At 63.2% G+C, this 15,629-nt stretch carries 6 protein-coding genes, 2 tRNA genes, 3 rRNA genes and 2 riboswitches; of the genes, 5 read left to right on the forward strand and 6 right to left on the reverse strand.

Going from position 1 to position 15,629, the window contains the following annotated elements:
• Positions 1-259: 259 nt before the first annotated feature.
• From rrf to BB334_RS00025, 5 genes are all read right to left on the reverse strand, one after another.
• Positions 260-373 (reverse strand): 5S ribosomal RNA (gene rrf / locus BB334_RS00005).
• Positions 374-483: 110 nt separating this feature from the next.
• A 23S ribosomal RNA gene (locus BB334_RS00010) occupies positions 484-3,369 on the reverse strand.
• A 289-nt stretch (positions 3,370-3,658) separates the two neighbouring features.
• Positions 3,659-3,734, reverse strand: a tRNA-Ala gene (locus BB334_RS00015).
• Between the two features lie 29 nt (positions 3,735-3,763).
• Positions 3,764-3,840, reverse strand: a tRNA-Ile gene (locus BB334_RS00020).
• Between the two features lie 74 nt (positions 3,841-3,914).
• A 16S ribosomal RNA gene (locus BB334_RS00025) occupies positions 3,915-5,453 on the reverse strand.
• The 16S, 23S and 5S rRNA genes sit together here with 2 tRNA genes alongside, the layout of an rRNA operon.
• Before the next feature lie 434 nt (positions 5,454-5,887).
• Positions 5,888-5,971, forward strand: a riboswitch (glycine riboswitch).
• A riboswitch (glycine riboswitch) is annotated at positions 5,972-6,108 on the forward strand. It begins immediately after the preceding riboswitch.
• A 62-nt stretch (positions 6,109-6,170) separates the two neighbouring features.
• Between BB334_RS00025 and gcvT the strand changes: the two genes are divergently transcribed.
• The 4 genes from gcvT (at position 6,171) to BB334_RS00045 (ending at position 12,437) form a co-directional block, all read left to right on the forward strand.
• Complete coding sequence (gene gcvT, locus BB334_RS00030) at positions 6,171-7,262, forward strand: glycine cleavage system aminomethyltransferase GcvT (RefSeq protein WP_068803081.1); 1,092 nt, start codon at positions 6,171-6,173, stop codon at positions 7,260-7,262.
• Positions 7,263-7,350: 88 nt separating this feature from the next.
• Positions 7,351-7,737: a glycine cleavage system protein GcvH gene (gene gcvH, locus BB334_RS00035; RefSeq protein ID WP_068803083.1), complete on the forward strand. Its 387-nt coding sequence runs from the start codon at positions 7,351-7,353 to the stop codon at positions 7,735-7,737.
• A gap of 68 nt (positions 7,738-7,805) precedes the next feature.
• The gene (gene gcvP / locus BB334_RS00040) at positions 7,806-10,709 is read left to right on the forward strand and encodes an aminomethyl-transferring glycine dehydrogenase (RefSeq protein WP_068803085.1); all 2,904 of its coding nucleotides are present in this window, start codon (positions 7,806-7,808) and stop codon (positions 10,707-10,709) included.
• 108 nt (positions 10,710-10,817) lie between these two features.
• Complete coding sequence (locus tag BB334_RS00045) at positions 10,818-12,437, forward strand: glycoside hydrolase family 17 protein (RefSeq protein WP_068804345.1); 1,620 nt, start codon at positions 10,818-10,820, stop codon at positions 12,435-12,437.
• On the opposite strand, the gene BB334_RS00050 is transcribed toward BB334_RS00045, so the two are convergent.
• The gene (locus BB334_RS00050; RefSeq protein WP_232756611.1) at positions 12,393-12,770 is read right to left on the reverse strand and encodes a hypothetical protein; all 378 of its coding nucleotides are present in this window, start codon (positions 12,768-12,770) and stop codon (positions 12,393-12,395) included. The genes BB334_RS00045 and BB334_RS00050 overlap by 45 nt on opposite strands.
• A 229-nt stretch (positions 12,771-12,999) precedes the next feature.
• Here BB334_RS00050 and BB334_RS00055 point away from each other — a divergent pair, with 229 nt between their 5' ends.
• A complete protein-coding gene (locus BB334_RS00055; protein ID WP_068803087.1) occupies positions 13,000-15,609 on the forward strand; it encodes a glycosyltransferase in 2,610 nt (869 codons plus the stop codon).
• The last annotated feature ends 20 nt before the right edge of the window (positions 15,610-15,629 follow it).

Here is a 15,629-nt window from a genome sequence, read left to right on the forward strand (position 1 = left end):
CTGCCGCATCGCTGGCAGCCGGTCGCCTGCGCCTGAGCGAAACGGCAAGACGGGTTCGCCGGGTGCTTACGAGGCACTTTCCGAAAAGGGGCGAAAATCGGGGGGAAGTGTCGAACCCCGGAACTCCGGCTGGGCCGAACGCGCGACCGTACGCCTACCGGAGACAGCATGGACCCGGAGCAGCACTTACGCGTCGCGAATGCGTCAACGACAGAAAACCCAGTCATGCTTCATGACTGGGTTTTCTGTTTTGTAGTTAGTCTGACGATGACCTACTTTCGCGAGGGCAATCCTGACTATCATCGGCGCGCACCTGTTTCACGGTCCTGTTCGGGATGGGAAGGCGTGGTACCGGGTGGCTATGGTCGTCAGACTTTGACTTGTCCGCCAGGGGGGGGGTTTTCCCCGTGGCGCAAATTGGGAAGGAGGTGTTGTTGCGTTGTTGTGTGATTGTTCAGGCGAGTGTTGCCTGTATAAGGTTATAGGATCAAGCCTCACGGGCAATTAGTATGGGTTAGCTTAACGTGTTGCCACGCTTCCACACCCCACCTATCAACGTGGTGGTCTTCCACGACCCTTCAGGGGGCTCGAGGCCCCGGGGAAGTCTCATCTTGAGGCGAGTTTCCCGCTTAGATGCTTTCAGCGGTTATCTCTTCCGCACATAGCTACCCGGCGATGCGACTGGCGTCACAACCGGTACACCAGCGGTGCGTCCACTCCGGTCCTCTCGTACTAGGAGCAGGCCCTCTCAAACTTCCAGCGCCCACGGCAGATAGGGACCAAACTGTCTCACGACGTTTTAAACCCAGCTCACGTACCACTTTAAATGGCGAACAGCCATACCCTTGGGACCGGCTACAGCCCCAGGATGTGATGAGCCGACATCGAGGTGCCAAACTCCGCCGTCGATGTGAACTCTTGGGCGGAATCAGCCTGTTATCCCCAGAGTACCTTTTATCCGTTGAGCGATGGCCCTTCCATACAGAACCACCGGATCACTATGACCTGCTTTCGCACCTGCTCGACGTGTGGGTCTCGCAGTCAAGCCACCTTTTGCCATTGCACTATCAGTACGATGTCCGACCGTACCTAGGTGACCTTCGTACTCCTCCGTTACCTTTTGGGAGGAGACCGCCCCAGTCAAACTGCCCACCATGCACTGTTCCCGACCCGGATTCACGGGCCTGGGTTAGAACCTCGACGACACCAGGGTGGTATTTCAAGGTTGGCTCCACCGGAACTGGCGTCCCGGTTTCAAAGCCTCCCACCTATCCTACACAAGTCCCGTCAAAGTCCAATGCAAAGCTACAGTAAAGGTTCATGGGGTCTTTCCGTCTAGCCGCGGGGAGATTGCATCTTCACAACCATGTCAACTTCGCTGAGTCTCAGGAGGAGACAGTGTGGCCATCGTTACGCCATTCGTGCAGGTCGGAACTTACCCGACAAGGAATTTCGCTACCTTAGGACCGTTATAGTTACGGCCGCCGTTTACCGGGGCTTCGATCAAGAGCTTGCACCCCATCACTTAACCTTCCGGCACCGGGCAGGCGTCACACCCTATACGTCCACTTTCGTGTTTGCAGAGTGCTGTGTTTTTAATAAACAGTCGCAGCCACCGATTCTCTGCGGCCCCTTCGCCCTTCGGCTGTTCGCCTACAAGCTAACGGGGCATACCTTCTCCCGAAGTTACGGTATCAATTTGCCGAGTTCCTTCTCCTGAGTTCTCTCAAGCGCCTTGGTATACTCTACCAGCCCACCTGTGTCGGTTTGCGGTACGGTCACGCCATGACTGAAGCTTAGAGGCTTTTCTTGGAAGCAGGGTATCAGCTACTTCGGATCCGAGGATCCTCGTCATCACGCCTTGGCTCAGCCCGACGGATTTGCCTATCGGGCACGCCTACACGCTTAAACCGGGACGTCCAACACCCGGCCAGCCTAACCTTCTCCGTCCCCCCATCGCATCATGGCCTGGTACAGGAATATTGACCTGTTTCCCATCGACTACGCATTTCTGCCTCGCCTTAGGGGCCGACTCACCCTGCGCCGATGAACGTTGCGCAGGAAACCTTGGGCTTACGGCGAGGGTGCTTTTCACACCCTTTATCGCTACTCATGTCAGCATTCGCACTTCCGATACCTCCAGCATCCCTTACGAGACACCTTCGCAGGCCTACGGAACGCTCCCCTACCACGTGTCAAAGACACATCCGCAGCTTCGGTTCATGGCTTGAGCCCCGTTACATCTTCCGCGCAGGACGACTCGACTAGTGAGCTATTACGCTTTCTTTAAAGGATGGCTGCTTCTAAGCCAACCTCCTAGCTGTCTGTGCCTTCCCACCTCGTTTACCACTTAGCCATGTATTTGGGACCTTAGCTGGCGGTCTGGGTTGTTTCCCTCTTGACAACGGACGTTAGCACCCGCTGTCTGTCTGCCGTATATCACTTTGCGGTATTCGGAGTTTGCTATCGCGGGGTAGATCGCAATGACCCCCCCAACGATTACAGTGCTCTACCCCCGCAAGTGTCCGTACGACGCACTACCTAAATAGTTTTCGGGGAGAACCAGCTATTTCCGGATTTGTTTAGCCTTTCACCCCTATCCACAGCTCATCCCCTAATTTTTCAACATTAGTGGGTTCGGACCTCCAGTGCGTGTTACCGCACCTTCATCCTGGCCATGGATAGATCATCCGGTTTCGGGTCTACGCCCAGCAACTGAAGCGCCCTTATCAGACTCGCTTTCGCTACGCCTCCCCTATTCGGTTAAGCTCGCTACTGAACGTAAGTCGCTGACCCATTATACAAAAGGTACGCAGTCACCCCTCAAGGAGGCTCCTACTGTTTGTATGCATGCGGTTTCAGGATCTATTTCACTCCCCTCCCGGGGTTCTTTTCGCCTTTCCCTCACGGTACTGGTTCACTATCGGTCGATCACGAGTATTTAGCCTTGGAGGATGGTCCCCCCATCTTCAGACAGGATTTCTCGTGCCCCGCCCTACTTGTCGCACGCTCAGACCCGCCACCTGGTTTTCGCATACGGGGCTATCACCCATATCGCCGGACTTTCCAGACCGTTTTGCTAACCTGATGGTTTAGTCGTGCAGGCTCTTCCGCGTTCGCTCGCCACTACTTGCGGAATCTCGGTTGATTTCTTTTCCTCGAGCTACTTAGATGTTTCAGTTCGCTCGGTTCGCCTCCACTGGCCTATGTATTCAGCCAGGGATGACCCTTAACGGGCCGGGTTTCCCCATTCGGACATCGTGGGATCAAAGCTCTATTGCCAGCTCCCCCACGCTTTTCGCAGGCTTACACGTCCTTCATCGCCTGTGATCGCCAAGGCATCCACCACATGCACTTAGTCGCTTGATCCTATAACCTTAGACCCTCTCATCGAAGGCCCAGCCTATAGGCTAACTCGCTTGTGTGGTGACCTTCGTCGCTGACAAGCACGAAAGCCACCGATGCAATCACACAACATGCAGCGCACACCGGCTCGATGCACGCTACACACCTTCTTCCAATTTGTTAAAGAGCCTACTGCCGAAACACCGCTTCACGCAGCGTCCCAAGAAGTAAGCCATGCCGACCCAACGATCGGCAGGGCTTACTTCTCGCACCTCGAGCACCCCACACGCGCCGCCACACACACGACACGCACTGGTGGAGCTGGTCGGGATCGAACCGACGACCTACGGCTTGCAAAGCCGCCGCTCTCCCAGCTGAGCTACAGCCCCCCGTGTCTTGCGTCGAACAACCAATCCCTTGGTGGGTCTGGTTGGGTTCGAACCAACGACCCCCGCCTTATCAAGACGGTGCTCTAACCAGCTGAGCTACAGACCCGCTACACCTCGAGGCCTATGGGCCTGAACAACCGATAAGTTGTGGATACTTGATCACCGCGGCTTCTTCTCTTGAAAGGAGGTGATCCAGCCGCACCTTCCGATACGGCTACCTTGTTACGACTTCACCCCAGTCATGAATCTCACCGTGGTAAGCGCCCTCCCGAAGGTTAAGCTACCTACTTCTGGTGAAACCCACTCCCATGGTGTGACGGGCGGTGTGTACAAGACCCGGGAACGTATTCACCGCAGCATGCTGATCTGCGATTACTAGCGATTCCGACTTCACGTAGTCGAGTTGCAGACTACGATCCGGACTACGATCGGCTTTGTGGGATTGGCTCCACCTCGCGGCTTGGCAACCCTCTGTACCGACCATTGTATGACGTGTGAAGCCCTACCCATAAGGGCCATGAGGACTTGACGTCATCCCCACCTTCCTCCGGTTTGTCACCGGCAGTCTCACTAGAGTGCCCAACCAAATGATGGCAACTAGTGACAAGGGTTGCGCTCGTTGCGGGACTTAACCCAACATCTCACGACACGAGCTGACGACAGCCATGCAGCACCTGTGTTCTGGCTCCCGAAGGCACCCTCGGCTCTCACCAAGGTTCCAGACATGTCAAGGGTAGGTAAGGTTTTTCGCGTTGCATCGAATTAATCCACATCATCCACCGCTTGTGCGGGTCCCCGTCAATTCCTTTGAGTTTTAACCTTGCGGCCGTACTCCCCAGGCGGTCGACTTCACGCGTTAGCTGCGTCACTCAGTGCATTGCTGCTCCGAACGACTAGTCGACATCGTTTAGGGCGTGGACTACCAGGGTATCTAATCCTGTTTGCTCCCCACGCTTTCGTGCATGAGCGTCAGTACAGGCCCAGGGGGCTGCCTTCGCCATCGGTGTTCCTCCTGATATCTACGCATTTCACTGCTACACCAGGAATTCCACCCCCCTCTACCGTACTCTAGCCTGCCAGTCACAAGCGCAGTTCCCAGGTTAAGCCCGGGGATTTCACACCTGTCTTAGCAAACCGCCTGCGCACGCTTTACGCCCAGTAATTCCGATTAACGCTCGCACCCTACGTATTACCGCGGCTGCTGGCACGTAGTTAGCCGGTGCTTCTTAGTCCGGTACCGTCATCCACATCCTATATTAGAGAATGCGATTTCTTCCCGGCCGAAAGAGCTTTACAACCCGAAGGCCTTCTTCACTCACGCGGCATGGCTGGATCAGGCTTGCGCCCATTGTCCAAAATTCCCCACTGCTGCCTCCCGTAGGAGTCTGGGCCGTGTCTCAGTCCCAGTGTGGCTGATCATCCTCTCAGACCAGCTACGGATCGTCGCCTTGGTGAGCCTTTACCCCACCAACTAGCTAATCCGACATCGGCCGCTCCAATCGCGCGAGGTCCCGAAAGATCCCCCGCTTTCCCCCTCAGGGCGTATGCGGTATTAGCCACGCTTTCGCGTAGTTATCCCCCACGACATGGGCACGTTCCGATGCATTACTCACCCGTTCGCCACTCGCCGGCAGGCCGAAGCCCCCGCTGCCGTTCGACTTGCATGTGTAAAGCATGCCGCCAGCGTTCAATCTGAGCCAGGATCAAACTCTTAAGTTCAATCCAGCAAAGTACTCAAAATACTGACTTACAGTATGAGCACTCGATCCTTGCGAAACAAAACTGCACAAACGCAGCTTCACCGCAGCAACCAAGCACCCACACTTATCGGTTGTTCATCTTTTTAAAGAACCGCCGCAACCCGTGCAGCGAAGAAGCGAGATTATGAGCAGATCAAACCACCCCGTCAAGCCCCAACCGGTAAATTCTTCAGCGCAACCGCCAAAGCCCCACCGACAGAACCAACCCCCTTCCACCCCCCCCGCACCGCAGATAAATCACCGCAGCGACGAAAGAAGCTGCGCATTATAGACACCCAAACCAAAAGCGCAAGAAAAAAGAAAAATGACAGGAGGGCTGTGCGCGACCGGGATTGACCGCCCAAGACTCGCCCTTCCATAGGTTGCCGCACGTAATCGCGAATGCTATTGTCGCGGCGACGCGCGGGAGAGAGCTCCTGCGAGCCGCCGAAGGCGTAACACCCGGAACCGCTCAGGCAAATGGACCGCGCGCGAATTGCAAATCTGGAGAGTGATGCGTACGACGAGAACGTCTGCGCATCCACCGAAGGGGCACTCGTCTCGGGATCCGTACTTCCATGAATGTATACGGCGACAGACGAAATCTCTCAGGTACAAGGGACAGACGGGGCAGGACTGGTCTAGCACCAGCCCTGCCCCTTTTTTCGTTCACCAGACCAGGACACACTTGCCCACCATGACCAGTTCCGCCAGACAGACCCCACTTCATGCCGCCCATCTCGCTGCGGGCGCCCGCATGGTCGATTTCGCCGGCTGGGACATGCCGGTCAACTACGGCTCGCAGATCGAGGAGCACCACACGGTCAGGCGCGACGCAGGCATGTTCGACGTCTCCCACATGCTTTCCATCGACCTCACCGGCGCCGATGCCACCCGCTTCCTGCGCGGACTGCTCGCCAATGACGTCGCCAAGCTGAAGGAGACGGGGAAGGCGCTCTACTCGTGCATGCTGAACGAGGCCGGCGGCGTCATCGACGACCTAATTGTTTACCGCTTCGGTGACACGGACTACCGGATCGTGGTCAATGCCGGCACCGCCGACAAGGACCTCATCTGGATGCAGGCACGGCTGACCGGCGACAACCTCGACGCGACGCTCACGCCACGCCGCGACCTGGCGATGATCGCGATCCAGGGTCCGAATGCGCTCGCGAAGGCTGCGCTCGCGATTCCGGAGCTCGGCTCGGCCAGCGCCGCGCCAGCACATTTCGTCGGCATTCGTGCGGGGGAACTGATGATCGCCCGCACCGGCTACACCGGCGAGGACGGGCTCGAGATCGCGCTCCCCGCGGCGAGGGCAGCGGACACCTGGGACGCACTGCTTGGCGCCGGCGTGAAGCCTTGCGGTCTGGGTGCGCGCGACACGCTTCGCCTCGAAGCCGGCATGAACCTCTACGGCCAGGACATGGACGATACCGTCTCGCCGCTCGACGCGGGCCTCGCATGGACGGTGGACCTGCGCGACGACGCGCGTGATTTCGTCGGCCGCGCCGCACTGCAGGCCAACCCGGCCAGCCGCCGCCTGCTCGGCCTGATCCTCGAGGACAAAGGGATCCTCCGCGCGCACATCAAGGTATTCGCCGCCGGTGGCGAGGGCGAGACCACGAGCGGCAGCTTCTCCCCCACGCTGGAGCGCTCGATTGCCTTTGCTCGCGTGCCGCTGGAAACTCAGCCCGGCGAGGAGGTCGAAGTCGAGATCCGCGGCAAGCGTCTCAAGGCGCGCACGGTGAAGCTGCCCTTCGTGCGCAACGGCAAGGCCCTCGTCTGACGCGGGACGCCGCGCGCGCCCTCAACCCAATCCGGCGATGGCGGCACAGCGCCGCCCTGCGCCTTTCGAAAGCCGACAGGAGAGAACCATGAGCAATATCCCCACCGACCTCAAGTACACCAAGTCCCACGAATGGATCCGCACCGAAGCCGACGGCACGCTGACGGTCGGCGTCACCGACCACGCTCAGGAAGCGCTGGGGGACGTCGTCTTCCTCGAACTGCCCGAAGCCGGTCGCAAGGTCACTGCGGGTGAAGCCTGTGCGGTGATCGAATCGGTCAAGGCCGCTTCCGACATTTACGCGCCGGTCGCGGGCGAGATCGTCGCGGCCAACGACGCTGCGGTCGATGCACCCGAAAGCCTGAACGCCGACGCCTATGGCGCCTGGCTCTTCAGGATCAAGCCGGAAGACGGCACCGACCTCGCCGGCCTGCTCGATGCGGCCGGCTACGAAGCCGAAATCGCCCAGGCCTGACCACGCCTGTCCGCAAACCCAGCAAGGGGCGACCGGTTCGCCCCTTCGTGCTTTCTTCAGCCACTGCCATGACCGCCAGCCCTCAGACGCTTCTCTCCTCCCCCCTCGCCCAGCTCGAACAACGCGACGCCTTCGTTCACCGCCACCTCGGCCCCGATGCCGACGAGGTCGCCCAGATGTGCACGGCGATCGGGGTCGCCGACGTCGACCAGCTGATCGACCAGACCGTGCCCGCGGCGATCCGCCTCGAGCAGCCGCTGCCCCTCGCCGATGCGCAACCCGAGCATGTCGCACTCGACCGTCTGAAGGCGATTGCGGCAAAGAACGTGATCAGGAAGTCCCTGATCGGGATGGGCTATTACGGCACGCACACGCCAGCGGTGATCCTGCGCAACGTGCTCGAGAATCCGGGCTGGTACACCGCCTACACGCCCTACCAGGCGGAAATCTCGCAAGGGCGGCTGGAGGCGCTGCTAAACTATCAGCAGATGGTGATCGACCTCACCGGCCTCGACCTCGCCAATGCCTCGCTGCTCGACGAAGCCACCGCCGCCGCCGAGGCGATGACGATGGCGCGGCGCTCGTCGAAGTCGAAGTCGAACGCCTTCTTCGTCGACGCCGACTGCTTCCCGCAGACCATCGACGTGGTGAAGACGCGCGCCCACTACTTCGGCTTCGAGCTGGTGTTCGGCAAGGCGGCCGAGGCCGGCCAACACGAGGTGTTCGGCGCGCTGCTGCAGTATCCGAATGCCCATGGCGAGATCACCGATCTCGGCGAGACGATCGCAGCGCTGAAGGCGCAGGGTGCGGTCGTCGCCGTCGCCACCGACCTGATGGCGCTCGTGCTGTTGAAGAGCCCGGGCGCGATGGGAGCCGACATCGCGCTCGGCTCGTCGCAGCGCTTCGGCGTCGCCATGGGCTTCGGTGGCCCGCATGCCGCCTTCTTCGCCACCCGTGAGAGCGCGGTGCGCTCGATGCCGGGCCGGATCATCGGCGTATCGAAGGACGCGCGCGGCAAGACCGCGCTGCGCATGACGCTGCAGACCCGCGAGCAGCACATCCGGCGCGAAAAGGCCAACTCCAACATCTGCACCTCGCAGGTGCTGCTCGCCAATATCGCCGGCTTCTACGCGGTCTATCACGGTCCGCGCGGCCTGAAGACGATCGCCGCGCGCATCCATCGGCTCGCCGCGATGCTCGCCGAGGGGCTGCGCGAAGCCGGCTTCGCCCTTGCCGCCGATTGCTTTTTCGACACCGTCGAAGTCGACACCGGCGCACGCACCGACGCCATCCTCGCCGCCGCCAACGAGGCCGGCTACAACCTGCGTCGCGCCTCCGACGCCCGCCTCGGGCTGTCGGTCGACGAGACCACCACGCTGGCGGACATCGCGGCAGTGCTCGCCTGCTTCGGCGCGCGCGCCGATCTCGCCGCGCTCGACGCACGCGTCGCTGCCGCGGGCGGTGCGATCCCGGCTGCGCTGCTGCGCGACGACGCCATCCTCTCGCACCCGGTGTTCAACACCCACCACACCGAGCACGAGATGCTGCGCTACCTGAAGAAGCTGCAGAACCGCGATCTCGCCCTCGACCATTCGATGATCTCGCTCGGCTCGTGCACGATGAAGCTGAACGCCACCAGCGAGATGATCCCGATCACCTGGCCCGAGTTCGCCAACATGCACCCCTTCGCCCCGCGCGAGCAGGCTGCCGGCTACCTCGAGATGATCGAGGGGCTGGCCGACTACCTGCGCGCGATCACCGGCTTCCCGGCGATCTGCATGCAGCCCAACTCCGGCGCCCAGGGCGAGTACACCGGCCTCGTCGCGATCGCGCGCTACCACGCCAGCCGCGGCGAGACCCAGCGCAAGGTCTGCCTGATCCCGAAGTCCGCGCACGGCACCAACCCGGCCACCGCGCAGATGTGCGGGATGAAGGTGGTGGTGGTGGAGTGCGACGACAACGGCAACGTCGACCTCGCCGATCTGCGCGCCAAGGCCGAGCAGCACGCGAGCGAACTGGCGGCGCTGATGATCACCTATCCCTCCACCCACGGCGTGTTCGAGGAGGCGATCCGCGAGATCTGCGACATCGTCCACGCCAACGGCGGCCAGGTGTACATGGACGGCGCCAACCTCAACGCCCAGGTCGGCCTGACCTCGCCCGCCCGCATCGGCGCCGACGTCAGCCACATGAACCTGCACAAGACCTTCTGCATCCCGCACGGCGGCGGCGGCCCCGGCATGGGACCGATCGGGCTCGCCGCCCACCTGGCGCCCTTCATGGCCGACCACGTCGTGCAGCCGACCGGCGACGAGGACCGGCCCAATCGCGACCAGGGCGCGGTGGCCGCCGCCCCCTTCGGCTCGGCCAGTATCCTGCCGATCTCGTGGATGTACATCGCGATGATGGGCGGCACGGGCCTGAAGAAGGCGACCGAGACCGCGATCCTCAACGCCAACTACCTCGCGTCCCGCCTGCAGGAGGCCTATCCGGTGCTCTACGCGGGCAGCCGCGGCCGCGTCGCCCATGAGTGCATCCTCGACATTCGCCCGATCAAGGCGGCCACCGGCATCTCCGAGGTGGACATCGCCAAGCGCCTGATGGACTACGGCTTTCACGCGCCGACGATGTCCTTCCCGGTGGCGGGCACGATCATGGTCGAGCCGACCGAGTCCGAGAGCCGCGCCGAACTGGATCGCTTCGTCGACGCGATGCTCGCGATCCGCGAGGAGATCCGCCAGATCGAGACCGGTGCCGCGAGCGCCGAGGACAATCTGCTCAAGAACGCGCCGCACACCCAGGCAGACCTCGTTGGCGAATGGACCCGTCCCTACAGCAGGGAGCAGGCGGTGTTCCCGCTGCCCTGGGTAGCGGCGAACAAGTTCTGGCCGAGCGTCAACCGGATCGACGACGTCTATGGCGATCGTCACCTGTTCTGCGCCTGCGTGCCCATGGACGAGTACGCCGACTGAGTCGCATCCGCCCCACGCCGCCGGAGTAGAATCCCGGAGTCCGGCCCCGAAGCCACGCCCGCGGGCGTGGCTTTTTCATGGGCACAGTCCGCCATCGACCACCACACCATGCCCGCTCCCCGCCCCCTCCCGCGCACGCCCTGGCGGGTCCTGCTGCTGAGCCAACTCGCGCTGCTCGCGGGCCTGCTCGTCTGGCTCGGTCTCCAGACCCGGCCGCAGACGATGCACGACCTGCACCTCGCCGAGGGCGAGAAGCTGCACTGCGTCTCCTACGCGCCCTTCCATCGCCCGGGGCAGACCCCCTTCGACCCGGCAATGCGGATCGGCCTCGAACAGGTGCACGAGGATCTCGCCGCGCTCGCGAAGATCACCGACTGCGTGCGGCTGTATTCGATCGACCAGGGCCTCGAGCAGGTGCCCGCGGTGGCGCGCGAACTCGGCATCGGCGTGCTGCTCGGCGCCTGGATCGGCTACGACCGGGAGAAGAACGCGCTCGAACTCGAGCGCGCGATCGAGCTCGCCAATGCCAATGCCGACGTGGTGCAGGCGCTGATCGTCGGCAATGAGGTGCTGTTGCGCCGCGAGCGCACCGAGGACGAGCTGCGCGCCCTGATCGCGCACGCACAAGCGCGCACGGAGGTGCCGGTAACCTACGCCGACGTATGGGAGTTCTGGATCCGGCACGACACCCTCGCCGCCGAGGTGGATTTCGTCACCGTGCACATCCTGCCCTTCTGGGAGGACGAGCCGGTCGACATCGAGGTCGCGCTCGCACACGTGGCGCGCATCCGTGCCGAGGTCGGCGAGCACTTCGACGGCAAGCGCATCCTGATCGGCGAGACCGGCTGGCCGAGCGCAGGACGGCAGCGAGAGGATTCGCGGCCGTCGCGGGTGAACCAGGCGCGCTACATCCGCGAATTCGTGCACCAGGCCCACGCCCGCGGCTGGCACTACAACCTGATCGAGGCGATCGACCAGCCCTGGAAGCGCGCGCTGGAAGGCACCGTCGGCGGCTTCTGGGGCATGCTCGACGCCCACACACTGGCACCGAAGTTCCCGCTCGCGGGGCCGGTCGCCGAGCGCGAGAGCCTCGCCGCGCCGCTTGCCGGCGCGGTGGTGGGCGGCCTGGCCGCGCTGCTGCTCGCCGTCGGCGTTCGCACGTCCGCCCGACGTCTGCGCGCCGCAGCGGTCGCCGCCAGCGGCGCGCTGGTCGGCCTGACGGCAGCGCTGCATTTCGAACATGCGCTGCTCGCCTACCGCAATCTCCTCGAATGGAGCGTGCTCGGCGGGGTCGCCCTGATTACCGCGCTGCTGCCGCTCGCGATCGCACGCTGGGACGGCGTCCCACCCGGCACGGCCGCCGCGGCGTGGCAGCGCCTGCGCCACGCACCGGAGGGATTGCGCGCGCATGAATGGCTCGCACTCGCCCGCGGCCTGCTGCTGTTCGCCGCCGCGGTAGCGGCACTGCTGCTGTTCGTCGATCCACGCTACCGCGACTTCCCGACCCTGCTCTATCTCGCACCGGCCGCCGTCTTCGGCGTGATCGGCTGGTTCGGCGCCGGCGCCGGACGGGCGGAACGGATCTGCGCCGGAGTGCTCGCGCTTGCGGTGCTCGGGCGCTGGCTGCCCGAGCCGATGAACCCGCAGGCGCTGGCCTGGCTGCTCGCCGGCCTCGCCTTCGCCCTACCGGTGCTGTTGCGCCGGCCGCGCGAGCACCAGCAGCGATAACAGGCTGCCGACGGCAGCGTAGTCCTGACTGTACAGGACCAGCCCGGCAAGCCCGAGCAGCCAGCCCGCCCACGCCAGGCGCCTGCGCGCCAGCGCGAAGGCGGCGAGTCCGAAAACGAGCCCGGCGATGCCGAGCCGCTGGTGCAGGAAGGACTGGACCAGCGCCCACTTGAAGCCGCAGGCCAGCACCGGCGCGCCAGCGGCATCGCAATCGCGCGGCAACAACCCGTTCTCGAGCAGCCCGTAACGGAGTCCGACAGCCAGACCGAGCACTGCGAACCCGCTGAGGGCAATCGACACCCAGGTCGTATTGGCCAAATTATTCGGCTTCAAGCCCGATTCTCCATAGGAATCAGCGGCGTGCCTCCGAGTACAAGCCCTGTTGCAAAACGTGCGTCGAGCAGCCCTCGTAAAGGCCTGAATTTGTGCATAAAATGAATTCCGGCATCGATCGGAAGCGGATCCCGAATTGTCGCACATGACGCCGCGCGCAGAATCTGCCACGGCATGCGGCCTTTCCCTTCCGCCCATTCGGCATCCGCCTAACGGACCCCCTTCCTTCATGAAAAAAGCTGCAAGTCTCGTCTATCGTCTCGCCGTCGCGCTGGCCGTCGCCGGTCTGGTCGCGCTCGCGCAATACTGGATCTGGCAATATTTCAATCGCGGCGCCGAATTCATCGGCACCAGCCAGAGCATCAAGGGCTTCGCCTACAACGGCTTCCAGCGCGACCAGAGCCCGCTGCGCGGCGAGTTCCCGACCGACGAGCAGCTGGCGGCCGACCTCGACCTTCTCGCACGCAATTCGGACGCACTGCGTACCTATGGCGCCACCGACATGCCCAGCCTGCTCGGACTCGCCGGCGAACGCGACCTGCTGGTGACCGCGGGCGCCTGGCTCGACCCCGACAAGGAGAAGAACGAGCGCGAGCTGGTGGCACTGCTCCAGGCATCGAAGAAGATGCGCCACGTCGAACGCCTGATGGTGGGCAACGAAGCCATCCTGCGCGGCGATCTGACCGTGGACGAGCTCATCGGCTACCTCGACCGCGCGCGGAAGGTGCAGCGCAAGCCTGTGTCGACCGCCGAGCCCTGGCACGTGTGGCTTAAGAACCCGGAACTCGCGCGCCATGTGGACTACATCACGGTGCACCTGCTGCCCTACCACGAGGGCGTGCCGGTAGAGGCAGCGGTCGAGTACGCGCTGCAGCGCTATGACGAGGTCGCGAAGGCCTTCCCACAAAAGAAAATCGTCATCGGCGAGATCGGGTGGCCGAGCAAGGGGCCGGTGATCGGCGCCGCCGAACCGACCCTCGACAACCAGGCGCGATTCATTCGTGAATTCCTCACGCACTCGCGCACGCCGCGCCTCGACTACTTCCTGATGGAGGCGATCGACCAGCCGTGGAAGTTCGATTTCGAGGGCTGGGCCGGTGCCTACTGGGGCATGTACAACGCCGACCGCGAGCAGAAGTACGCGCTCGAGGGCATCATCGAGCGCGACCCGCACTGGGCCAAAAAGGCGAGCAACGCGGCCGCCCTCGCCTTCCTGCCGATGCTGCTGATCGCCTTCTTCCTGTCCGACTGGAACGTTCTCGGCCGCCTCTTCCTCGCGGGCATGATCCAGGCCTGCGTGTCGACCCTCATCATCGGCATCAACGTCCCGGTCGAGTACTACCTCAACCAGCGCGACCTGATCGGACTGGTGGTCCTGATCGGCGCCACCGCGCTGACGGCAGCGGTGCTGTTGTCGCACGGTTTCGAGTTCGGCGAGATCCTGTTCAAACGCGAATGGCGCCGGCGCTTCATGCCGCTCGCCCCGCATAGCGAGGATCGCCAGCCCTTCGTCTCGATCCACCTCGCCTGCTACAACGAGCCGCCCGAGATGGTCATCGCCACGATCGACAGCCTCGCCGCCCTCCAGTACAAGAACTTCGAGGTGCTGATCCTCGACAACAACACCAAGGACGAGGCGCTGTGGAAACCGCTCGAGAAGCGTTGCGCCGAACTCGGGCCGCGCTTCCGATTCTTCCACCTCGACAACTGGCCGGGCTTCAAGGCCGGTGCGCTCAACTACGGCCTCAAGGTGACCGACCCCCGCGCCGAGGTGGTGGGCGTGGTCGATGCGGACTACGTGGTCGCCCCCGACTGGCTGGCGGTGCTGATCCCGCACTTCGACAAGTCCGACGTCGCCGTGGTGCAGGCGCCGCAGGCCCACCGCGACTGGGAGACTCAGCCCTTCCGCCGCATGTGCAACTGGGAGTTCGACGGCTTCTTCCGCATCGGCATGCACCATCGCAACGAGCGCAACGCGCTGATCCAGCACGGCACGATGACCCTGGTGCGCCGGCTCGCGCTCGAGGAAGTCGGCGGCTGGTCGGAATGGTGCATCTGCGAGGACACCGAGCTCGGCCTGCGCCTGATCGAGAAGGGCTACGACACCCGCTACGTGGACCACATCCTCGGCCGCGGCCTCACCCCCTCGGATTTCGCCGCGATCAAGAGCCAGCGCTTCCGCTGGGCCTTCGGCGCGATGCAGATCCTCAAGGCCCACCTGCCGGCGATGCTCGGCAGGAGCACCCTCGACCTCGCCCAGCGCTACCACTTTCTGACCGGCTGGTTCGCCTGGTTCGGCGACGCGCTGCAGCTGGTGTTCGCCTTCGGCAGCCTGTTGTGGACCCTTGGCATCCTGCTCTTCCCGAAGGCCTTCGGCCTGCCGGTGATCGCGCTCGCCCTGCCGATCCTCGGCTTCATGGCCTTCAAGGCGGCGCTCGGCCCGATCCTCTACCGGCGCACCATGGCCTGCCCATGGAAGGACATCCTGGGCGCCTCGATCCTGTCGGTGGGTCTCGCCCACGCCGTGGCGCGCGGCGTCTTCGCCGGGCTGGTGAAGAAGAAAGGCGTGTTCGTGCGCACGCCCAAGGGTTGGCGGGCCTCGGGCGCGCTCGCCTTCTTCGGCCCGATCCGGGAGGAGCTCGGCATGCTGGTCGCGCTGCTGCTCGGCGTCTTCGGCCTCATCCACCTGCGCGGCGCCGACAACCTCGAAGCCCAGCTCTGGATCGGCATCCTGCTGCTGCAGTGCATCCCCTACCTGGCAGCGATCGCCTGCCAGGTTGCCGCCTACCTGCCGGAGCGTGAAGAGCGGGCCGGCAGCCCCGACATGGCGAGCGCCTGAGGACCGCCGTGGCGCACGGG

The organism is Thauera phenolivorans (genome assembly GCF_001696715.1).
In the GTDB taxonomy this organism is placed as follows: Bacteria; Pseudomonadota; Gammaproteobacteria; order Burkholderiales; family Rhodocyclaceae; genus Thauera; species Thauera phenolivorans.